Genomic DNA, 21,091 nt, shown 5'->3' with positions numbered 1-21,091 from the left:
CAAGGCCAAGTAACGCAATGGCGGTTGCCGGCGAACGGCGGCTTGACATTGCTCGTTCCCGCGCCGGCTGTCGGCGTTCGAGGAGCATAAGATGGCCGTCAATCGACCTGTTCTCTATTCGGGCACGCTCGTTGTGTTCGTCTACGCAATCGCCTTCGCGCTCGTGCTGAACTGAGGGGCGGACATGTTCGAAAGCATCATGAGCGGCGAGCGCCTCCTGGACCTGTGGTTGATGGGCTTTGTGGCGGCCAGTATCGGGGCGGGCATCGCCACCGGCTTCTTCAAGGCCCGCAAGATCCAGCCGCGCGGCTTCAAGTGGACGATTTTCAGGAACGAGATCCTCTTCGCGGTCTTCAACCTGACGGTCACCGCCTTCCTGCTGGGGCCGCTGAACGGCTGGCTTCAATCGCACGGTTACATCGCCTTTCACATCGGGCCGGTGGCATGGTGGGTGATTGCGCTTGAATATGCGCTCTATTTCTTCCTCTTCGACACCTACTTCTATTGGCTCCATCGCTGGATGCACAAGGAGCCGTTCTATACCTGGGTTCACAAGATCCATCATCGTTCCACCTCGCCAAACATGCTGACCACGCTTTCGGTCAGCCCGCTGGAATCGCTGATCAACGGCGGCTTCGTCCCCCTGTTCGTGACGATCTTCACGATCCACGACGCCACGATGGTGCTGCTGGCGCCGACGAGCATCATCATGGGCCTCTACGTCCACACCGGCTACGAGTTCCTGCCGCGCTGGTGGAACCGGACCTGGGCGACCAAGTGGTTCATCACCGCGACCTTCCACGACCAGCACCATCGCTATTTCAACGGGAACTACGGCGGATACACCACGATCTGGGATCGTCTCTGCGGCACGATGCGCAAGAAGTACGAAGCCGACTTCGAGGCCATCAAGGACCGGGCATCCGGTGGCCGCAAGGTCCAGCCGGGATTGGCGGCCACCGTCGCCCCGGAATGATCGAAGAGAACCTTGCCGTGGAGAGGAACATGAACATGCTTGCCGCAAAGGCGCTTCTTGTCGGCGCCGCATCGCTTCTGGGCGGTGGCGCCTTGGCCGCTCCGACGCCTTTGGTCGGCCGGGTGGAAGTTGCCACGCTGCCCTTCGCGAAGGGAGAGCAGCTTGCATCCGCCACCTATACGCCTTCGGGCAGGGTGCTGGTCGCCTACCAGTCCAGCAGCAATGGCGACCCCCGCGATCTCGTCCTGGTCACGATGAAGGATGACGGCAGCGATCTTCGGCCGCTGTTCGCGGGCCGCATCCCCGATCGCCCCAAGGACAACGGCATCCGCTACATGGTATTCGCGGACGATCGCCGGGTGTTCCTGGGCGACTTCGTGCTCGAGTGCGAGGCTGTGCTGGAAACATGCGGACGCGCAAAGCTGGTCCCGGTCGCCTATCCGCCGGAAGTCGCGGGCGGCGAGCACATCGCGCATCGCTGGTCCGAGATGGTCATCGCACCGGACAACCGGCATGTGGCCTGGACGACGCTGTTCTCGAACTTCTCCGCCGCCCTTTTCACGGGCGAATTGCGCCGCGAGGCGGATGGGTATCGGATCGTCGCCCCGCGCATCGTCAGCAACCTGGAGCCCTTCGCCAAGGATCCCCGGCACGCGGACGGCGTAATCCCGCTGCCGGTGCGCGGCGGCGAGGTGAAGCAGTTCGTGCATGGCGGAACGGCCCTGTCGCTGGTGGGAGCCGTCGGCCGCGACTTGCCGGACTCAGTCACGCAGGATCTCGCCACCGGCGCGGTCCGGGCGGTTACCGACACGCCAGGATATACCGAAACCACGATCTTCTCGCCGGACGAACGCCTTGGCGTCACGATGACCACGCGGTTCTCACCGCGGACCGATCCCGCCGTGCTCGGACTGCTGCCACGGCCTTATCCGGCCAGCCTCAACATGGGGTTGAGCATGTTCGCCTACACTTACGCGGTGACCGGCGTGCGCACCGTACGCGAAGGCAATGTCGGCCCGGTGCTGATCGACATCGCCGCTTCGCAGCAGCAGGATGGCTATCTGGGCACCAACCTCGGGACCGAAGACGGCTGGGTCTTCAATTCTCCGATCTCCTGGCATCCCGGCAGCCAGAAGGCGATGTGGATCGAGAACCGCAGGGGCAGTGCCGAAAAGCGCATCCGCATCGTGCACATGCCTGACTATCGGCCCGGACCCGTGGTGAAGGCCCGCCCGACGCCAGTGAACAAGGCCGGCGACGCGTCGAACATGGCGATCGTGCCCCGCCTTGCGGAACAGTCGAAGGCGATCGAGGTCAAGGTCTACGGCCGCGCTTCGGGTCACATCGACTACAGCCGCGCCGGTCCGCTCATCACGAAGACCTACGTTGCCTTCAGCGACGACGGGATCAACCGCTACGATGGGCGGGAGAGCACCCGGATCGAGATGGGCGGCCATTCCACGTACGAAGCCGATGTCCGGCTTGCGGGGCCGAAGCCGGGCGAGATGAAGCTGAAAGTGACCTTCGGGCCGCTATCGGGGGAGCGTCCCTCCGCCATCGTCTTCACGCCCGACGCCGAAGGCAAGCCGCTGAGTGCCGGCTATGCTGCCTATGACGGCAAACGCCGGGAGGTGTCAGGGCTCCTTCCCTGAACGGCGGACTGCCCCCTCCGCCTCATGGCGGGGGGAGCAGGGCCAGGTTCTGGATGGCCGCAAGGCCCCATTGCGCGGCGCTGTTGGTGGATAGGCCGGGTATCTCGACGATGCCTCCGGGCAGTTCCTCCGCGACGAGATCGTCCGGCAGATCGCCGTCGTGGAATTCGGCCCAGGCCCGCCGGGCAAGAGCCGGATCGCGGCTTGCGTGAGCGGCATAGGCCGTCAGGCGTGAGTGGGCCTGGCGCAGGTTGTGCCCTCGGGGAGGCTCACCGAAGCGCTCCTCCCAATCCTTCGCGGGCGCATTGTACCAGGCGCAGTAATCGAGCCATGCCGCGCGATAATGCGGAACGTCCAGCAGAGGGAGCAGTTCGGCCATGATCTCCACCACGCCGAACACCGCGTTGAGATGGCTGACGCTGATCTGGTCGCCGCCCGAGACGAAGCGGCCGCTTGCGAGATCGAAGTTGGCGCCGCCCGCCCACCACTGGCGCGGCAGGGCGGCGATGCTGTCCATGCCGGCGACGATGCGGTCGCGCCAGCGGCGCTCGCCGGTGCGCTCCCATTCGGTGAACCAGGCGGCGACCAGGCTGCCCCAGCTCGTGCCGAACTGAAGCTGGATTACGCCTTCCGGCAGACCCTGCGGCTTCGTTACGGCGGCGATCCCGCCGGGTGGGAGCGATTCCGGCGCGCGATCGGCCACCTTGCGGCCGATGTCCACGGTCTGGAGCGCGCGGTCGGAATGGACGAGAGCCCGCATCAGGTCGCCCACGCGCTCGTCGCCGGTGAGGTAGTAGTAGATCCGGCGATAGGCGGCATTGGAGACGCGCGGCTGCTTCGAGCTGTCGCTCCAGTGCTGGACACCGTGCCGCGTGCCGAGCCCGGCCCAGGGTCCGGCATGGTAGACGTCGACCTCGCCGGTATGACGCGTCATCGCCTCCGCCATGCGGAACAGATCGGCGCGGCCCGTGCGCAAGTAGCTGTACCAGAGCCAGAGGTCGGTCGAGAGTTCGCTGTTGTCCCAGGCATAGCCGCCGATGTCGTAGCGCCACTGGTGCCGGTCGGCATCGTAGCTGTGCATGACGTCGCCATGATTCCAGAACCCGTACCAGTGTCGCCGCTCGATCTCGTCGCGATAATGGCCGAGCAGCAGGTCGTTCCGGCGTTCCACGGCCAGCGCGGCAGGCCCGGTGGCGGCGGGAAGTGCCCAGTCTCCGAACACCCCGGCGGCGCGGATCGTGGCGGGGGTCGCCTGGAGCCGGGGCGGACGGGCGACATGGGCGGCATAGGCATCCAGCGTCGCGCGGTCGGGCGTGGCGGGCAGGGCCCAAAGCCACAGCTCGTTGGTGCGGGCAATCCCCTGCGCGGAATCCCAGCCCGGTTCGTAGTCCTCGTAAGTCACGTCCAGTCCGCGATTTTGCGCGACATAGTCGGTCATGCCCAGCGAGTCGCGGTAGGAGCGCATGTCCATCGCGGGGGCATCGGGCGCCCAGAGCCAGGCCGTCAACGCCGCTTCGTCGCCGGTCGCTTCGGCAATGTCGAGCTGGACCGGGTGGCGCTTCCAGAAGTCGGCCATGCCGATCGCCGCGCCGCCCTGGGGCGAGCCGACATAGGCCAGGCCCCGCGCTCGATGCCCTTCGAGCGACTGGATCGGTGCACGGCCCTTGTGGGTGCGCTTGGTCAGCACGAAACCTTCGGACGTGCCCTGGAACAGCCGGAAGTCGCCCCAGGCGGGGATGCTGTCGAGCAGCCCTGCGAATTTCTCGGGGAGCGTGGCCGTATCCGGGGTAGCGCGACCCTCTATCTGGGCCCGGCGGAAGTCTTCGCCCGGATCGCGGCGCAGGCCGGTCAGCGGGCGCACCGCTTCGGCGAAGAGTCCCGTTTCGGTGGCGAGACGGACATGGCGGTCGTGCAGCGCCCCGCGCATTGGCACGCGCGCCTGCACGCCGAGTCCCGAAAGGAAGTCGCGCTCGGCGTTGCCGTCCCAGACGAAGCTGTGCACGATCCGCACCGCCGCGCTGCCGCTGGTGAAATAGAGCCGCAGGCTGAAAGGCAGCCAGGCGCGCGCCTCCCCGGCATGGACACCCTCCACCTTGAGCACGGCGCGGACCGGGCCGGACTGCTCTACCGTCACCCTGTCCACGCGGCTGGTGTAATGATGCTGCGAGAGCGTGTCCGCTTCCTCGCCGGAGGCGGCGTCCTGCGCGCGGGCCAGAAGCTGGACGTCGCGCAGCAGCAGGCGGCCGTCGCGCTCGGCGGAGGCGATGACGGCACTGCCGTGACGCGGCACGCGCCAGCGCGTCGGGCCGACGGTCACCTCGATGGCGTCGGCGCGGGTTTGGACGGTGACTTTCTCCACCGGCACGGCGGGGCGCCCGGCGGCGATCGTCACGCTGCTGGTCCCCGTTTCACCGGGAAGCGCATGGCCGCTCCATTTGATCGAGCCGTCCGGCCAGTAGGCCAGGGGCCAGCTCTGCACCGGCAGCGCCGCGCCTTGGCCGGCTTGCGCGCAGAGCCGCTCGACGTGGCGCACTGTGCCGCGCGGCCAGGGTACGCCGAAGCTCTGCCCACCGTCCCAGCCGGGCGCTGCGCCGTCCAGCCAATGCAGGTCCGCCGCGATGGCGCGCGGTCGCGCGGCCAGGGCGCGGCCCGGCAGAGAAAGCGCCGCGCCGCCAAGAAGACCGGCGCGCAGCAGGGTGCGACGTGAGCAGGGCATGGAAACTCCGGAATTCAGGCGAGGCGGGACACGGTGAAACGGCGCAGCCGCAAGTGGCTGGCGGTGGTACGCAAGGCGAAATGACCCTTCGTCAGCGGCCGGGGATCGTCGAAGGCGAAAAGCTGCCTGCCGTCGCGGAAGAAGCCGATCCGGCCGCCATCGGCGGTGAGGCGGATGCGTTGCCAGCGATTGGGCGCTAGCATGTCCTCTGCTCCTCGCCGGTCGTTCTCCGGCAACAAGGGCCTTACGCCGGGCTTGCCGACATAGCGGCGGAACCGGGTGGTTGCGTTGCCGTTGCCGCCCAGGCCGACATAATACGTCTCGAGATCATCGTAGTCTTCGAACTTGCCCGACCGGGTGCGAGCGAGCGCATCTCCGGAAGTGAGGGCCGGATCCTGTGCCATCCAGAAGCAGTTGAGGTCGCTTACGCGGTCATGCGCTCCACCGGCGGAGACGGCCTGGGCCTCGTATTCGATGGCGATCCGGCCTTCGAGCAGCGGCAGGAACCATAGCGTGAGCCCGGCCGGCGCCTCCAGGTCGAGCACGCCGCCGAGGGCCGTGACCCGTGCCGGCGCCTCCGCCTCGATCCGCCATCGGTTCAGGCCGTGGCGAAAGTCGTCCGCGAACAGCCGCGCCCCGCCGCGAGCGAAGGCCGGGGCCGGCAGGAGACATGCTCCCGCCAGCCCCGCGACCGCTGCCCGGCGAGAGAACCTCGGCGTGCTCACAGTTTTGCCCGGACGCCGAAGTAGAGGCGGCGCCCGTAAGTCTCGATCACGTTGCGGCGATAGACGCTGTTGGCGTTTTCGATGCGGGTGGAATCCGTGAGATTCACGCCTTCCAAAAATACCGAGACATGGGGATTGATCACGTAGCTGGCGGAAGCGTCGAACTGGCCGAAGGACTCGCCGAACGAGGGGTTGTTGCCGCGATCCACCGCGTTGATCAGGTAGCGGCTGCGCCAGTTGTACGATCCGCGAATGGCGAAACGGCCGTCGTCGTAGAACACCGAGGCGTTGTAGCTGTTGCGCGATACGCCGGGGAAGGGCAGCGAGGCGCTGGTGAAGTAGTCCTTGCCTTCGTAGCCGCTGTCGCTGTTGAAGGTGTAGTTGGCGGTAACGCCCAGGTTGCTCAGCGGGCCGGGCAGGAAGTCCAGCCCCAGTTGCACACCGGCCTCCACGCCCTGGATGGTCACGTGCTGGGTGCCGTTGACAGGCAGCCTGATCGTATAGACCTGCCCGTCGATCTCCTCTTCCTGGCTCTGCGTGTCGATGAACGACTTGATGTCCTTGCGGAACGCCGTGACCGAAACGTAGTCGGTGCGCGAGAGATAGTATTCGAACCCGAGATCGTACTGCCAGGCGCGATAGGGCTTGAGGCCGGGGTTGCCGCGCGATCCGGTGAGCGCCACCGAGTCCAGCCGCACGTTCGGGGCCATCTGCGAGGGTGCCGGGCGCGCCAGCACGTCAGAGGCGGTGGCGCGAACCACCAGCTTGCGCGGGATCACTTCGGCGCGCAGGTTCAGCGAGGGCAGCAGCACCGTGTATTCACCGGTGTAGCGCGCCGGGGTGATCACGCCGTCGGTGCTCTGGCTGCCGCTGGAGACGGTGCGCGTGTGTACCAGACGCGCACCGACCACGCCGGAAAGATCGAAGCCGAGGTCCACGTTGAACGCGCCCTGGAAGTAACCGGCGATCGTCTTTTCGGTGACCTTGTAGGTGTCGAGCGGCGAGATGCTGGTATAGGGGTCGGGCACGCCGATCGCATTGGCCAGATCGTCGCCTAGGTTCCACCAGCGGTCGATGCCGGAAAAGCCCAGGTCGCCGGTCTTGAAGAAGCTGCCGTCTCCCATGCCGCCGTAAGTGTTCAGCAGATCCCGGATGTTCGCCAGTTGCGCGGCCGGGGTGGTGGTGCCCAGCACCTGGGTGCCGGTCACGCCGGAGCGGGTCAGCGTCGTCTGGCCGGTGATGCCGTTGAGCGTGTAGACCGCGTTCTGGAAGCGACTGCTGGAGACGAGCTGGTTCAGTTCGATGCCGCTCTTCAGCGATGTCAGGAAACCGCGCTCGTCCGGACGGAATTCGGCGTCGAACTTGGCGCCGGTCTCGCGCTGCTTGTTGAGGCGCGGGCGGGCCTCAACCGACAGCGTGTTGATGCCCTGCGTGGTCGTGGTGTCGATCGGCAGGATGATGTTTGGGGCGTTCTGCGGATTGTTGTAGTCGATCGTGATCCACGGCAGGGCATCCTTGCCGGATACCGAGGCGGTCACGTCCACTTCGTCGTTCAGCACGCGCGAGGCGGCATAAGTGCCGCGTGCGGAGAACTTGAACTGGCCGGTCGTCCATTCGCCGCCGAGGATACCGTTGAAGGTGCGGCGGTTGAGGCTGCCGATCACGCTGCGGTAATTGACGCTCGGCCCGGTGCCCGCATTGGACCCGTTGACGAAGGTTACCGTCTGCGCCGTCTCGTCGCGGATGACGACGCCGGTGGGATCGATGCCGCCGTTCGCCACCGATTGCGTGGTGCTGAGCTGAAGGTACTGATCGTCGGAGATGGTGTCGCTGCGGGTATAGGTACCTTCGACATAGGCACGGAAATCGTCGTTGGGGCGCCATTCCAGAATGCCGTTCACGGCATAGCGCTTGGTCGGCTCGGTGGCCGTTATGTAGCGTGGAATGTCGGGATAGAAGTCGCCGAAGCCGCTGTTGTCCAGGTCTACGCAGCGCGCCTGATTGCGGCCGGACAGGCAGTTCTGGGCGGCGGGGGTGGCGGGCTGCCGGGTTTCGACCTGCCGCCAGCCGGTGGTGCGGGCCTGATCGTAGCGGATCGTGCGGTTCTCGTAAGTGCCCGATACCAGCACGCCGATCGTGTCATGCGCGAAGAGTTTGGAGCCGATTACCGCGAACTTCGGGTCCACCTTGTCGGCCAGTTCGTTGTAGATGCCTTGCGCCGAGCCGGCGAGATAGCCGTCCTTGGCATCGAAGGGGCGGCGGGTGATGATGCGCACCGTGCCGCCAAGGCCGCCCTCGGTCATGTCCGGCGTGGCGGACTTCAGCACTTCGAGGCGCGAGACGAATTCGGCGGGAAGATCGCGGAAATCCACGGCGCGATTGCTGCCATTGCCGGCTGCCGCCGCGATCGAGGTGGAGAGCGCCGACTGGCCGTTGATCTCCACGCGATTGAGCGAGGCATCGGCGCCGCGAATGGTGATCGCCTGCCCCTCGCCGCCGCTGCGGGTGATCTGCACGCCGGTCACGCGCTGGAGCGCTTCGCCGATGTTCTTATCCGGGAACTTGCCTACGTCCTCGGCCGAGATGGCATCCACGACCTGAGCGGAATCCCGCTTGGCGGCGAGCGAGTCAGCCAGGCTCCTGCGGATGCCGGTGACGATTATGTCGGAGCGTTCGCTGGCGGGCTCCTGCGATTCCGTCGGTCCGGTACGGGGCTGCTGCACTGCCTCCTGCGCGATTACCGAAGTGCTGGTGAGGAGAAGCGCCAAGGCGCCGGTGAGCCGATACATGGCGAAGTGACCCTTTTTGTCGGACTAATCGAAGGGCCGTAGGGCTAATCTCCACCAATTTAGTTGACAATAAAGTTTTTCTAACCGGTGCAGAAGCTTGCGGCCTGCGAACCTCAAAAAGTCACGGAATCCGCCGCAGATATGATGTGGCTTGGCGTCGATCAATGCGCTTATGCAGGCGAGGGCGACTTGCCAAACGGCGCATAAGATCACATATTGCGTCAATTGGAGAATTGCATGCTCGTACAGGTTCCTCAGACCCCGGCCGAACCCGCCGTCCCGTCGATCACTGCTGAAGAGGCCGCCGCCGGTGCCCGCGCGATCGTCAACCTGTTCGAACACTGGCAACTGGGCGACGAGGCGGCTTGCGACCTGCTGGGCGGTATCAGCCGCAGCACCTGGACGCGTTGGAAGAGCGGCAGCATCGCCAAGGTGGATCGGGATCTGGCGACCAGGATTTCGCTTCTCCTGGGCATTCACAAGGGCTTGCGCTATCTCTTTTCCGACCGCGAGCTTGGCTATGCGTGGATCAAGCAGCCGAACATGGTCTTCGGCGGATCTTCCCCGCTGGACGTGATGAAGGGCGGAAGCATCTTCGCGCTCGAACGCATTCGCCGCTATCTCGACGCCGAGCGCGGCGGGTGGTGAGAGTCCGTTGGCGGCGCGCCTTTCGGCTGATCCGTTCCATTTTCCCCCCCATAGACCTGTTCGAGGATATCGCCGATCCGCGCGACTGGGAGGCGCTTGTTTCGCTTGAATCCAAGACCAACCCCCGTGTTCGCGAACATATCGGGCGGCTGGACCTGGTGCCGGTGGAACGCCGCGTTTCGGGTACGGGCGCGTCGCTGGTCATGGCGCCTTTCGTCCATTGCAGCACCGATCGTCCGGGCCGCTTCAGCAACGGGACTTACGGCGTCTACAGCGCCGGCAACGAAGAGGAAGTGGCGATACGCGAGGTTGCATTCCACCACGGCAGGGCCATGGCGGCATCGTCCACCGATCCCGGCTGGCACTCCCAGTTCCGCATGCTGGTGGGGGCGCTCGATCGCGAACTGGTGGACCTGACCGGTGACGCGCTCGTGCACGATCCTGATAGCTGGACATATCCCCAGCAACGCGGCGCCGAGGAACGCGCCAAGGGAGCGGACGGCATTTTCTACAACTCCGTGCGATCGCCGGGCGGCCGGTGCGTGGCCATGTTCTGGCCGGATGCCGTTTCCATTCCGGTCCAGGGCGATCATTACAAGATGCACTGGGACGGACGCCGCGTGGATCGGGTTCACAACCTGAACACGCGCCAGGAATACGAGTTGGCATTGTGACTTTCAGGGCAAGACTGGTAATTCTCCCCGTTCTCGCGGCCGCGCTGGCGGGCTGCGGTGACGATCGCCGCGAAGAGCGCCTGCGTGCAGCGGGGGCCGATCCCTCTCTTGCCGCGCTCATGAAGGTGGCGGACGCGGATGTGGGGGCTCGCAAGTTCAGGCAGTGTGCCGCCTGTCACAGCGTGATCCAGGGCGCGTCGGATCGTGGCGGGCCCAATCTCCACGGCGTGTTCGACAAGCCCTTCGCCACCAACCGTTCCCGCTTCGGCTACACCGCGGCATTGACGTCCGCCGCGGGCAAGTGGGACGCGGCCACGCTGGATGCCTGGATCGCCGATCCCGCCCGGCTCGTGCCGGGCACGACCATGCAGTTCCAGGGCGTTCCCGATCCGCTCACCCGCGCGGACATCATCGCGTATCTGAGGGATCAGAAATGACCGTGGCTGCGCGTCAGAACTCCAGCCGCAGGCCCTGTTCGGCGATGACGTAGCGGACCGGCGGACCTTCGCCTTCCGACAGTTGGCGCGCGATCGTGGCGACCGTCTCCGGGCCGCCGTCTACCGACGGCTTGATATGCCCGATCACCACCGGCAGGTCCGTCAGCTTGCCCGCCCCGCCTGCCAGTTCGGCCAGCCGGCCCAGTTCCCGGTGCAGCCAGCGCGGCGTCAGGTGGCCGAACAGATCCTCGTCCCTGCGCGGGTCGGGATAGGATGTCTCGACGATGATCGCTCGCAGGCGGCCTGCCCGCACCAGCGGCGCCACGGCCTGCCAGAGGCTATCCAGACGCGTCGAATGCTCGACGGCGTCCGGACCGGTATCCCCCATGCAAAGCATGGCGTCCTCCCCGGCGCGCACCAGAAATGCAGTGGACAGCGTGCCGCCGTGCGATAGCGGAAAGGCGGTGACAGCCAGGCCCGTATCCTCGACCGGAACGCCCTCGGCACTAGGAGCAAGATCGCGGTATCGATAGCGCGCCAGCAAGGGCGGCTTGCCGCGATCGCCCATGTTGGGCCATGCGCTCCAGTTGAAGTAGTCGGCCGCCAGCGCCGCGTTGACCTCGGGCAGCGCGAATATCGGCTTGGCCCGGTCGTCCGGCGACACCATCACCAGCCCCGCGACGTGGTCGAGATGGGGATGGGTGATGAGGTAGGCGCCGATGCGGCGGTGCAAGACGTCGGAGGGGCGCGTGCCTGCCGGGAAGCCTCCCTTGGCGATCGCCGCGCGAATGCCGGGGACCAGCGTGCCGGCATCGCAGGCAAGGCCCTGCTCGTGGCCATGTCGCGCGATGAACCAGGCCGAGGTCGAGCCTTCGACCACGCCGCCCTCCACGCCCAGCGGCACGATGTCGAAGGCGGTGGTATCGGCGGTCGAGGGGGATGCCCCGGCTGCCGCAGACACGGCCAGGACTGTAGTGGCCACGGTCACGGTGCCGAAATGTCGCAAAAATGTCATGATTTCAGTAAGCACGCGTAGCGATTACGATTTCTTGTGGAACGGCGAAAGAAATTTATCGGAAATGTCACAAACCGTCGCTAAGGGCGCCCCATTCGAAGGACACCGGTGCGACGCTGATCGCCGTCCTGCTCCACGACGGGCAGGGCGGTTTCTCATGCACCGGCAGCGCGCAAGGGGTGCAACGATGAAGATGAAAACCTATTGGCTGGCCAGCGTGCCGGCGCTTCTGGCCGGCGCCACGCCTGCCCTGGCCCAGGATGCCGGTACGGACGCCTTTGGCGCTTCCGCCGACATCGTCGTCACCGCCCAGCGTCGTCCCGAGAACATCCGCGACGTGCCGATCGCCGTCTCGGTGCTCAGCGGCGACAAGATCAGCGCGATTGCCGAAGGCGGCGCCGACATCCTCTCGCTGGCCGGTCGCACCCCCAGCCTCTATGTCGAAAGCTCCAACGGCCGCTACGCCCCGCGCCTCTACATTCGCGGCCTCGGCAACGTGGACTTCGACTTCAACGCCTCGCAGCCGGTTTCGGTCGTGCTCGACGACGTGGTGCTGGAGAACGTCTACCTCAAGGGCTTCCCGATCTTCGATCTCGAAAGCGTGGAAGTGCTCAAGGGCCCGCAAGGCACCCTGTTCGGCCGCAACACGCCCGCCGGTGTCGTCAAGATGGACACCCGCCGCCCCGGCGACCAGGCAGAGGGCCAGGCCCAGTTCACCGTGGGCGAACTCGGCACGATCCGCGCCGAAGTGGGCGCGACCATCCCGGTTTCCAACACGCTGTCGCTCCGCGTCGCCGGCCTCGCCAACCACCGCGAGGACTGGGTGAACAACGCCTATGACGCCTCCTTCACCAAGCGCGGCAAGGATCTGGGGGGCTTCGACGACATCGCCGGACGTATCCACGCCCTGTGGAAGCCGGACGACCGCCTCTCGGTGCTGCTCACCCTCCAGGCGCGTTCCTATCGCGGCACCGGCACGCTCAACCGCGCCAACGTGCTGACCACCGGCTCCAACAAGCTGAACGACCGCTACGACCGCGACACCGTCTACTACGACGGCGGCCGCAACAACCCGCAGGCGCAGGACACCACGTCCGAAGCGCTGCATGTCGACTACGACCTCGGCGGCGCGACGCTGACCGCGATCGTCTCCGCCTATCAGGGCAGCAGCTCGGGCCGCGGCGACATCGACGGCGGCGTGCTCGGCACCACGGCAGGCAGCGGCTTCATTCCGTTCAATTCGGAAACCGGCACGCTCTCCAGCGATCTCGACCAGCAGACCTACGAAGTCCGCCTTGCCAGCAACGGCGATACCCGCTTCGGCTGGCAGGTCGGCGCGTTCTACTGGCGCGAGAAGTTCGAGCTGATCTCGGCCTCGTGGAACGGCACTGGCGGCATCACCCCCACCGTGATTTCCGAGCTGCGCCAGAAGAGCGACAGCTGGTCGGTCTTCGGCCAGGTCCACTACGACGTGACCGACAGCCTGCGTCTCACCGGTGGCGCGCGCTGGACCCAGGACAAGCGCGACCTCGACGCCGCCCGCACGCTGGGCGCGCCTTTCGCGGATTCGCGCTCGGTCAGCGACGAGCAGCCGAGCTGGGACGTCAGCGCGCTCTATAAAATCAGCCCGCAGGTCAGCCTGTTCGGCCGCATCGCCCACGGCTATCGCGGTCCCTCGATCCAGGGCCGCATCGCCACCTCGAACATCCTGACGACGGCGGATTCGGAAACGATCACCTCGTATGAAGCGGGCATCAAGGCGGCAACGCCGGACAACCGCTTCCGCGTGGACCTGACCGGCTACATCTACGACATCAAGGATCCGCAGTTCACCGCGATCGGCGGCCAGGGCAACTTCAACCAGCTGATCAACGCCAAGCGCGGCAAGGGACGCGGCGTCGAGTTCGAGGCCACTGCCATCCCCGTGCGCGGTCTTCAGTTCAACGGCGGCGTTTCCTACAACTTCACCAAGATCGACGATCCGGATCTGCTGGTCGCCTTCTGCGGCGCGGCTTGCACCGTGCGCGATCCGATCGTGAACGTGGGCACCACGCGCCGCGCCTCGATCAACGGCAACCCCTTCCCGCAGGCTCCGCGCTGGCTGTTCAACTTCAACGCCTCGTACACGTACGAGCTGGCGAGCGGCAGCAAGCTCTACGCCCAGACCGACTGGGTGGCGCAGAAGGACTTCAACCTGTTCCTCTATGATGCCACCGAATTCCACGTCGGCACCAACTTCGAAGGCGGCGCGCGCATCGGCTGGCGTTCGCCCTCGGATGCGGTGGACGTCTTCGTGTTCGGCCGCAACATCACCAACGAGTCGAACGTCATCGGCGCGATCGACTTCAACAACCTGACGGCCTTCGTCAACGATCCGCGCGTGATCGGCGCGGGCGTCGGCTTCCGCTTCTGATCTTCGGGCGGCGGTTCTCCGGGAGGAGGGCCGCCGCTTCGTTTCGCCGCGATCGCGAACATCGCGCGGGCGAACTCTCCCCATCGACGGGCGAATGTCGCGATCGGTCAAGTTTCTTCGGCCGTCGTGCGGCATCCTGTGCGCCCAAGACGGGGCGCGAATGCGATCGTGACCCCTGCACGAGATGGGGGAAGATCGAATGACCGGCTGGACGCGCGCGCAGGCGACATCGCTACTGGCAATCACCGCGGCAAGCTGCGCGCTGCCCGGTGCCGCCCTGGCCCAGGAAAGTGCGCCGCAACAGTCGGCAAGAGCCTCGGACGAAATCGTGGTGACGGCCCAGCGCCGTGAAGAGGCCTCGCGCGACGTGCCGATCAGCGTCACCTCACTCGGGGCGGACCAGCTTGCCTCGGCGAACGTGCAGAAGCTTTCGGACACGGCCAGGGTCACGCCGGGCCTGCGCTTCGACAGCCAGGGACCGGCGGTGCAGCCGACGATCCGAGGGGTGGGCACCGCCATCACGACTTCGGGCGGCGGACCCAACGTCGGCATCTACGTGGACGGCTTCTTCCAGGCCAACACCTACATGTCCGACTTCGACCTGCTGAACGTGCGCAACATCCAGGTGCTGAAGGGGCCGCAGGGTACGCTGTTCGGGCGGAACACCACCGGCGGCGCCATCATCGTCACCACCGCCGATCCCAGCACCGATACCAGCGGGGAGGCCAAGGTCAGCTACGGCCGCTTCAATGCCGTGAGGGCACAGGCCTACGGCACATTCGGCATCAGCGAGCGCGTCGCCATCGACGTGGAAGGCCAGTACCGTCGCGGCGACGGCTACTTCACCGACCTTTCGAACGACGATGACGAAATCGGCCAGTATGAGAACTGGTCGATCCGCGTGGGAATGAAGGCGGACCTGACCGACGACGTCTCGCTGCTGCTGCGCTGGATCCATGCCGAGACGGACGATCCCACGCCGCAGCTGGTGAATGCCTATGTCGACAAGACCGGCGAAGCGGGTTTCTTCGACAAGGTTTCGGCCGCCGGGCAGGCCATCTACGGAACCTCCAGTTCCAAGGGCCTGCCGCTGGTCTACTTCTATGCGCCCTCGTCGACTTACGCCACGAAGCCGGGCGATATCCGGCTCAATACGCCGGTCAGCTTCCGCTCGAACTCCGACGCGCTCCAGGCGACGCTCAAGGCGGATCTCGGTGTGGCGGATTTCACGTCCTACACCCAGTACCGCAAGGATCTTTCCCCCTATTACGGCGATCTGGACGCCACGGCGATCCCGATGTTCAACATCTACGTCGGCGTCAATGACGAGACCTGGAGCCAGGAGTTCCTCCTCAGTTCCAAGCCCGGATCGCCGCTGCAATGGACGGCGGGCCTGAACTACTTCCAGATCCGCGACACCTGGGATATCGGCGCCAGCTTCGGCGGATCGCCTTACGGACAGTTCGGCGGATCGAGCACTACCACGGAATCCTACGCCGCTTTCCTCGATGCCACTTATGCGGTGAATGACAGGCTGTTCCTGACCCTGGGCGGCCGATACAGCCATGATACCGTGGGCGATGCCTATTTCGTCACCAACCAGACGACCACTTCCTACATCGGCCCGAATGGCGAGCCGGTGCCCTACTCGGGGCCTGCCGGCGTGCAGATTCCGGTGCAGAAGCTGAAGAACGACAGCTTCACGCCGCGCGCCGTCATTCGCTTCAAGCCCAGCGAGGAATCGAGCGTCTACGCATCGTTCACGCGGGGCTACAAGGCCGGCATCCTCAACGTCGGCGGCTATTCGCAGCAGCCGGTCAAGCCGGAGAAAATCAACGCCTTCGAACTGGGCTTCAAGTACGACGACCGCGTGTTCTCGGCGGATCTGGCCGGGTTCTACTACGACTACAAGAACCTCCAGGTTTCCAGCTTCCAGAACGGCGCGGCGCAGATCCGCAATGCCGCTTCCTCGGAAATCTACGGGATCGAGGCGCAGTTGCGCTACCGGGTCAGCAGCGCCTTCTCGATCCAAGGCGGGGCGGCCTGGACCCATGCGCGTTACAAGTCCTTCCCCAACGCTCCCTATTACAGCTACTGCGACCCGGCGGTGGCTGACCTGTCCAACCCGATGGCCTGCATCCCGCTCGCGCTCGGCGGCAGCGGACCTGGCGCGCTGACGCAGACGACTACCGACGCTTCGGGCTTCAAGATGCAGCGTGCGCCCGAGTTCACCGGGAATATCGGCGCGAGCTACGATCTCGATCTGGCCGGGGGAAGTCTCAAGCTGTCGGGCAATTTCTACTACACCTCCAGCTTCTTCTTCGATCCGGAGCAGCAGTTCCGGCAGAACGGCTACGAAGTGCTTGCCCTGCGCGCGGAGTGGACCGATCCGTCGGACCGCTACACCGTGGCGTTGTTCGGCGACAATGTGACCGGCAAGCGCTACCGCACCCAGGTTCTGTTCAATACGCTGGGCACCGGCTCGGTCTGGAACGCGCCCGTCACCTACGGCATCGAACTGGGCGCCAAGTTCCGATAACCGAAGCGAAGAAGACATGGGTCGTCCCGGACTTGATCCGGGACCGCTTTCAAGGCTGCGCCTCCCAGGTAGAGTAGCGCCACGGCGAGCAAAGGCGTTTTTTCGCGAGATCGGCCATCGTGTCGCGATCGGTCAAGAAACCGCCGGCGCCGCGAGCTAGTCAGGAGACATAGGCCGCATACCGCAAGGCGGAACGGGGAAGAGGAATGAGCTTCGAAAACCAGCAACTCCTCGATCGCGAGGCTATACGCGATTGCATAGCGCGGCTGGCGCGCGGCGAGGACAGGCGTAGCGCCGATCTGATCCGCTCCTGCTGGTGGCCGGAAGCACGGTTCGACTATGGCGTTCATTCGGGCGATTTCGCGACCTATCTCGCCTGGGTCGTGCCCGGCGCCGATGCCATCAAGGACACGCAGCATCTCCTCGGTCAGTCGACGATCGTGCTAGACGGCGCCTCGGCGCGCGTCGAAACGCATGTGTTCTCCTACCACCGCATCGACATGGGCGCGGGGGACCGCGACACCTGCATCGGCGGGCGGTACCTCGATCGCTTCGAGCGTCGCGGCGACGAATGGCGCATCGCGGACAGGGTGATGCTCTACGACTGGGAGCAGGACTGGGGCGCGGCGGCCGATTGGTCGAAGGGCGTCATGGGCTATGCCTTCTCGGCCGAGCACTTTTCGGGCAGAGCGAAGGGCGATTTCAGCGAGGCCTGGTTCGCCGGAGGCGGCGCATGACCGCGCCGCTGGCGGGCAAGGTCGCGCTCGTGACCGGGGCAAGCCGGGGGATCGGCAAGGGGATCGCACTGGTGCTGGCGGAGCAGGGCGCCACGGTCTACGTGACCGGCCGTACCGTGCAGGAAGGCGACTATTACCTTCCCGGCACCGTGGGCGGCACCGCCGCCGAGTGCGACGCGCGTGGCCGGGATAGCGGCGGGCGGGGCATCGCGGTCGCCTGCGACCATGGCAACGACGCGGCCGTTGCAGCGCTGTTCGCGCGGATCGCGAAGGAGGCGGGACGGCTCGATATCCTCGTCAACAATGCCTTCACGCTGTCGGACGATCTCCTCGAACCCAAGGGGTTCTGGGAAAAACCGCTGTCGAATCTGGAGATGTGGGACGTCGGCGTCAAATCCAACTACGTCGCCGCGTGGCATGCCGCCGCGATCATGGTTCCGCAGGGGTCGGGCCTGATCGTCGCGATCTCCGGCTTTGCGGCGGTGACGTATACCTACAGCGTGGTGTTCGGCACATCCAAGTCGGCGGTTGACCGTATGGCGCGCGATATGGCGATCGAACTGGAGCCTCACGGCGTCGCCTCGCTGACCCTGTGGCAGGGGCTGACCCTGACGGAGAAAGCCAAGGACAACCTTGCAAAAATGGGCGACAGGATGACGGCGTCGATCACGCAGATGCACGGTAGCAGTGTCGAGCATCCGGGGCGGGTGATCGCCGCGCTTGCCGCCGATCCGCAGGTGATGAAGCGATCCGGCGGCGAATTCGTCACCGCCGAACTCGCGCAGGAATACGGGCTGACCGATGTGGATGGGCAAGTGATCCAGTCCGCCCGCGCCACGCGCGGCTCACCCATCTGGAAGCCGATTTCGGAGGTCGATTACCGTGGCAAGTGAAGGATTGGGCGATCGTCAACGCCGGCTCGACGCCATGCTCGACAAGCAGGACATCCACGAAGTGCTCGCGCGCTTCTCGCGCGGGATGGATCGCTTCGACCGGGACACCTATCTTTCCGCGTTCTGGGACGATGCCGAGATGGCCGCAGGCCCCTTCGTCGGCAGCGCGGCGGATTGCTGGGACTGGGCCGTGCCGCTGCACGAGGCGGGACAGAAACTCACGCATCATGCCCTGCTCCAGACCACCATCGACCTCGATGGGGACATGGCGCATGCGGAAACCTACTACCAGTTCATCGGGCGCAACCGTAACGAGAGCGTCTGGATGGCGGGCGGCCGCTACATCGATCGCCTGGAACGGCGCGAAGGACACTGGCGGATCGCGCTGCGCACCAATGTGATCGAGTGGGCCTGCATGCCGCCGCCTTTGCCCGTGCCGTTTGCCGAAGTGCCGGACATCGCGGCCAATGGCGTTTCCAGCCGCAGCCCGGACGACCCCGCCTATCGCCGCCCGCTCGTCAATCGGCGCGTACCGCACAATCCCGGCAAGGTCTGAGCGTATGGCGTCGGCTTTGCAGGGCCTTGCCGGGAAGGTCGCCGTGGTAACCGGCGCCACGCGCGGCATCGGCAAAGGGGTCGCCTGCGCGCTGGCGGAACGGGGCGCCACCGTCTACGTCACCGGCAGGACCGTCGCCGCCGAGCAGCACAGCCTGCCCGGCACGCTGGCGGACACCGTTGCCGAAGTGGAGGCGCGGGGTGGGTGCGGAGTGGCCGTGCCGCTCGACCTGGCCGACGATGCGCAGATCGCGGCCTTGTTCGAACGTGTCCGCCGAGACGAGGGGCGGCTCGATCTTCTGGTCAACAATGCCATGGCCATTCCCGAAGCCATGACCCGGCGCGACGGGTTTTGGAACAAGCCGCTGGACCAATGGCAGATCTGGGACACGGGCCTGCGGGCCGCGTTCATCGCAGCCTGGCATGCCGCGCGGATCATGGTGCCGCAAGGCTCCGGACTGATCGCGGCCCTCTCTGGCTATGTGGGCGTGACATATACCTACGACGTTGTGTTCGGGACGACCAAGACCGCGACCGATCGGATGATGCGCGACATGGGGCATGAACTGCGCGGCACCGGCGTTTCCGCGCTGTCGCTATGGCAGGGTTTCACCCATACCGAACGGGCGACGGAGAACCTCAAATCGGTTCCGGGCATGGCCGGTCAACTGGCCAGCGCTGCGGGGTCCTCACCCGAGTTCCCGGGCCGGGTCATCGCTGCCCTGGCCATGGATCCGGACGTGGCCTCCCGCTCCGGCGGGACTTTCATCAACGCCGAACTGGCCGCCGAATATGGGCTGACCGACAAGGACGGCCGCACGATCCCCTCCCTGCGCGAAAGCCGGGGCGCTCCGCTCTGGGCGGCGGGCGCTACGACGTGGAACGGGCCCTGACCGCTCCGCGCCCCTGCTACCGCCATCGCGCCAGCGTTTTGCGGCCGTTTCATGGCGTTTCGGTCCCGTGGCGGTTCAATCCCGGCCAAGGGCGTGAGAAGGTGGCTTCCGTTCGGAGTTGCCGCCTCATGTCCAGTCCCGTCCGCGCGCCCGATGCAACGGGCACCCCTACCCGGAACACGGCCCGGCCCGAATCCGAGGTGATCCAGGCGCGGATACTGCGGCGCTTCCCGGAGTTCGTGCGCGATCTCGGCGGTGAACCGGCGGACATCCTTGCCGCCCACGGCCTCGACTGCGAGAGCTGCGACAGGGAAGGGGCCGTGACGTGCAGCCAGTGGATCGGCGTGCTGGAACAGGCTGCCTCGGTGTTGAACGTGACGGACTTCGGAATGCGGCTGGCCGAAAGGCAGGCCGGCATCGATCTGTTCGGGCCGCTCGGCAGGGTCATGCGCAGCAGCCGCACCTTCGGCGAGTCCCTGGATCATGCCGCCACGCATACCGCCGCCCATAGTCTGGCGGTGCGCCTGTGGACGGGGCAGAGCCTGTCCGGTGAAGCCGTGTTCATCGGCCACGAAGTGCTGGCGGAAGGCCTGTCCAGCCGAGGGCAATCGATCGAACATGCGCTGCTGGCGGGGCATCTCGTGGCCAGGGCGCTGACCGGAGGACGGGTCGGCGCGCGGCGTGTCCATTTCCGGCACGAGGCGGTATCCGGCAGGGCCGCGTACCGGCGGTATTTCGGATGCGAGGTGCGATTTTGCTGCAACGAGGACGGGCTCGCCTTCGCCGCGTCCGATCTGGCCGTGCCGCTGGTCGATCCCGAAGCCGCTTCCGATGCGAATGGTCTGCGCGATATGATGGCATTCGTGCAGAGGGAGTACGGCACGAAACGACCCACTTTCCAAACGCAGGTTCGCGGCGTGATGATGCCGCTGTTGTGGACGGGGAAAAGCGCGGTCCAGGACGTGGCCCGGGTCCTCGAGCTTCATCCCCGGTCGCTACACCGGCGCTTGCGGGAGGAGCGGAGCAGTTTCCAGGCGATCAAGGACGAAGTCCGCCGCGACCTGCTGCTCTACTACTTGCGCTGCACCGACATGCCTTTCGCGCACATCGTCGAGAAACTGGGCTTTTCGGAGCAGTCCGCCATGTCACGCTTCGTGCGGACGCAGTTCGACACGTCCCCGCGCGAACTGCGCCGCAGTTACGCGGGCGTGCGCTAGGCCGTAAAACTCATAAATGGCACCATCGAGGCGTCCAAATGGCGAACAACTCGGGCCGAAGCGACCGCCGGGCGGGCTGGTTGCCCGTCCAAGGTCGTTTCGGTTCGAGATGGAAGCCATTTGGACGTCCTTCGGATTTGAGGCAAAATGGCCCATCGCTGCGTCGGCAGGACTTGAAATATTGACATATTCCTGCGCCCTGCCTTCTGGCG

At 65.8% G+C, this 21,091-nt stretch carries 16 protein-coding genes; 12 read left to right on the top strand and 4 right to left on the bottom strand.

The genetic code is table 11. The annotated features are described in order from the left end of the window. The first annotated feature begins 184 nt into the window (after window positions 1–184). Together ACI3K3_RS02720 and ACI3K3_RS02715 are read left to right on the top strand one after the other, a co-directional pair. On the top strand, window positions 185–976 hold the full coding sequence (locus ACI3K3_RS02720; protein WP_404911859.1) for a sterol desaturase family protein: 792 nt from the start codon (window positions 185–187) through the stop codon (window positions 974–976). Further along, window positions 973–2,628, top strand: coding sequence for a hypothetical protein (locus ACI3K3_RS02715; protein WP_404911857.1), 1,656 nt, complete (start codon window positions 973–975; stop codon window positions 2,626–2,628). The genes ACI3K3_RS02720 and ACI3K3_RS02715 overlap by 4 nt, the downstream gene beginning before the upstream one ends. Before the next feature lie 22 nt (window positions 2,629–2,650). Here the strand turns inward: ACI3K3_RS02715 and ACI3K3_RS02710 are convergent, their stop codons facing one another. The 3 genes from ACI3K3_RS02710 to ACI3K3_RS02700 are packed head-to-tail and all read right to left on the bottom strand — an operon-like array spanning window position 2,651 to window position 8,858. Further along, window positions 2,651–5,344 carry a Tat pathway signal sequence domain protein gene (locus ACI3K3_RS02710; RefSeq protein ID WP_404911855.1) on the bottom strand — a complete coding sequence of 898 codons (2,694 nt, stop codon included), beginning with the start codon at window positions 5,342–5,344 and terminating at the stop codon, window positions 2,651–2,653. A 14-nt stretch (window positions 5,345–5,358) separates the two neighbouring features. Beyond that, window positions 5,359–6,069: a DUF6250 domain-containing protein gene (locus ACI3K3_RS02705; RefSeq protein ID WP_404911853.1), complete on the bottom strand. Its 711-nt coding sequence runs from the start codon at window positions 6,067–6,069 to the stop codon at window positions 5,359–5,361. Then, window positions 6,066–8,858 (bottom strand): TonB-dependent receptor, encoded by a 2,793-nt coding sequence (locus ACI3K3_RS02700; RefSeq protein WP_404911852.1) that lies wholly within the window; start codon window positions 8,856–8,858, stop codon window positions 6,066–6,068. The genes ACI3K3_RS02705 and ACI3K3_RS02700 overlap by 4 nt, the downstream gene beginning before the upstream one ends. A gap of 237 nt (window positions 8,859–9,095) precedes the next feature. Here ACI3K3_RS02700 and ACI3K3_RS02695 point away from each other — a divergent pair, with 237 nt between their 5' ends. From ACI3K3_RS02695 to ACI3K3_RS02685, 3 genes are read left to right on the top strand one after another with little or no spacing between them, the layout of a single operon-like run. Next, window positions 9,096–9,506, top strand: a complete 411-nt coding sequence (locus ACI3K3_RS02695) for an antitoxin Xre-like helix-turn-helix domain-containing protein (protein WP_404911850.1) — start codon at window positions 9,096–9,098, stop codon at window positions 9,504–9,506. Further along, window positions 9,500–10,180, top strand: coding sequence for an RES family NAD+ phosphorylase (locus ACI3K3_RS02690; RefSeq protein WP_404911848.1), 681 nt, complete (start codon window positions 9,500–9,502; stop codon window positions 10,178–10,180). Before ACI3K3_RS02695 ends, ACI3K3_RS02690 begins: the two co-directional genes overlap by 7 nt. Beyond that, window positions 10,177–10,617 carry a c-type cytochrome gene (locus ACI3K3_RS02685; RefSeq protein WP_404911846.1) on the top strand — a complete coding sequence of 147 codons (441 nt, stop codon included), beginning with the start codon at window positions 10,177–10,179 and terminating at the stop codon, window positions 10,615–10,617. The genes ACI3K3_RS02690 and ACI3K3_RS02685 overlap by 4 nt, the downstream gene beginning before the upstream one ends. Before the next feature lie 13 nt (window positions 10,618–10,630). Here ACI3K3_RS02685 and ACI3K3_RS02680 read toward each other — a convergent pair whose 3' ends face one another. Further along, window positions 10,631–11,605: an MBL fold metallo-hydrolase gene (locus tag ACI3K3_RS02680; RefSeq protein WP_404911844.1), complete on the bottom strand. Its 975-nt coding sequence runs from the start codon at window positions 11,603–11,605 to the stop codon at window positions 10,631–10,633. Window positions 11,606–11,819: 214 nt separating this feature from the next. On the opposite strand from ACI3K3_RS02680, the gene ACI3K3_RS02675 reads away from it, so the two are divergent. The 7 genes from ACI3K3_RS02675 (at window position 11,820) to ACI3K3_RS02645 (ending at window position 20,879) form a co-directional block, all read left to right on the top strand. Next, entirely contained in the window at window positions 11,820–14,045 is a 2,226-nt protein-coding gene (locus ACI3K3_RS02675) for a TonB-dependent receptor (RefSeq protein WP_404911843.1), read from the top strand. Window positions 14,046–14,244: 199 nt separating this feature from the next. Continuing rightward, the gene (locus tag ACI3K3_RS02670; RefSeq protein ID WP_404911841.1) at window positions 14,245–16,584 is read left to right on the top strand and encodes a TonB-dependent receptor; all 2,340 of its coding nucleotides are present in this window, start codon (window positions 14,245–14,247) and stop codon (window positions 16,582–16,584) included. A 206-nt stretch (window positions 16,585–16,790) separates the two neighbouring features. Next, window positions 16,791–17,321, top strand: a complete 531-nt coding sequence (locus ACI3K3_RS02665) for a nuclear transport factor 2 family protein (RefSeq protein WP_404911839.1) — start codon at window positions 16,791–16,793, stop codon at window positions 17,319–17,321. Further along, window positions 17,318–18,214: an SDR family NAD(P)-dependent oxidoreductase gene (locus ACI3K3_RS02660; protein ID WP_404911838.1), complete on the top strand. Its 897-nt coding sequence runs from the start codon at window positions 17,318–17,320 to the stop codon at window positions 18,212–18,214. Before ACI3K3_RS02665 ends, ACI3K3_RS02660 begins: the two co-directional genes overlap by 4 nt. Beyond that, entirely contained in the window at window positions 18,204–18,770 is a 567-nt protein-coding gene (locus ACI3K3_RS02655) for a nuclear transport factor 2 family protein (RefSeq protein ID WP_404911837.1), read from the top strand. Before ACI3K3_RS02660 ends, ACI3K3_RS02655 begins: the two co-directional genes overlap by 11 nt. A 4-nt stretch (window positions 18,771–18,774) precedes the next feature. Next, window positions 18,775–19,662: an SDR family NAD(P)-dependent oxidoreductase gene (locus tag ACI3K3_RS02650; protein WP_404911835.1), complete on the top strand. Its 888-nt coding sequence runs from the start codon at window positions 18,775–18,777 to the stop codon at window positions 19,660–19,662. Between the two features lie 128 nt (window positions 19,663–19,790). Further along, window positions 19,791–20,879: an AraC family transcriptional regulator ligand-binding domain-containing protein gene (locus tag ACI3K3_RS02645; protein ID WP_404911834.1), complete on the top strand. Its 1,089-nt coding sequence runs from the start codon at window positions 19,791–19,793 to the stop codon at window positions 20,877–20,879. Window positions 20,880–21,091: the final 212 nt, after the last annotated feature.

Source organism: Novosphingobium sp. ZW T3_23 (assembly GCF_044987305.1).
Taxonomy (GTDB): Bacteria; Pseudomonadota; Alphaproteobacteria; order Sphingomonadales; family Sphingomonadaceae; genus Novosphingobium.
Note: the sequence above shows the minus strand (reverse complement) of the source record. Positions and strands in the feature narration are given on the sequence as shown.

What these genes read in the sequence shown, in the direction of transcription:
- ACI3K3_RS02645 (WP_404911834.1), top strand. Translation starts at nt 19,791, where the DNA reads ATGTCCAGTCCCGTCCGCGCGCCCGATGCAACGGGCACCCCTACCCGG.
- ACI3K3_RS02715 (WP_404911857.1), top strand. Translation starts at nt 973, where the DNA reads ATGATCGAAGAGAACCTTGCCGTGGAGAGGAACATGAACATGCTTGCC.
- ACI3K3_RS02650 (WP_404911835.1), top strand. Translation starts at nt 18,775, where the DNA reads ATGGCGTCGGCTTTGCAGGGCCTTGCCGGGAAGGTCGCCGTGGTAACC.
- ACI3K3_RS02700 (WP_404911852.1), bottom strand. Translation starts at nt 8,858, where the DNA reads ATGTATCGGCTCACCGGCGCCTTGGCGCTTCTCCTCACCAGCACTTCG.
- ACI3K3_RS02675 (WP_404911843.1), top strand. Translation starts at nt 11,820, where the DNA reads ATGAAGATGAAAACCTATTGGCTGGCCAGCGTGCCGGCGCTTCTGGCC.
- ACI3K3_RS02710 (WP_404911855.1), bottom strand. Translation starts at nt 5,344, where the DNA reads ATGCCCTGCTCACGTCGCACCCTGCTGCGCGCCGGTCTTCTTGGCGGC.
- ACI3K3_RS02695 (WP_404911850.1), top strand. Translation starts at nt 9,096, where the DNA reads ATGCTCGTACAGGTTCCTCAGACCCCGGCCGAACCCGCCGTCCCGTCG.
- ACI3K3_RS02665 (WP_404911839.1), top strand. Translation starts at nt 16,791, where the DNA reads ATGAGCTTCGAAAACCAGCAACTCCTCGATCGCGAGGCTATACGCGAT.
- ACI3K3_RS02660 (WP_404911838.1), top strand. Translation starts at nt 17,318, where the DNA reads ATGACCGCGCCGCTGGCGGGCAAGGTCGCGCTCGTGACCGGGGCAAGC.
- ACI3K3_RS02670 (WP_404911841.1), top strand. Translation starts at nt 14,245, where the DNA reads ATGACCGGCTGGACGCGCGCGCAGGCGACATCGCTACTGGCAATCACC.
- ACI3K3_RS02720 (WP_404911859.1), top strand. Translation starts at nt 185, where the DNA reads ATGTTCGAAAGCATCATGAGCGGCGAGCGCCTCCTGGACCTGTGGTTG.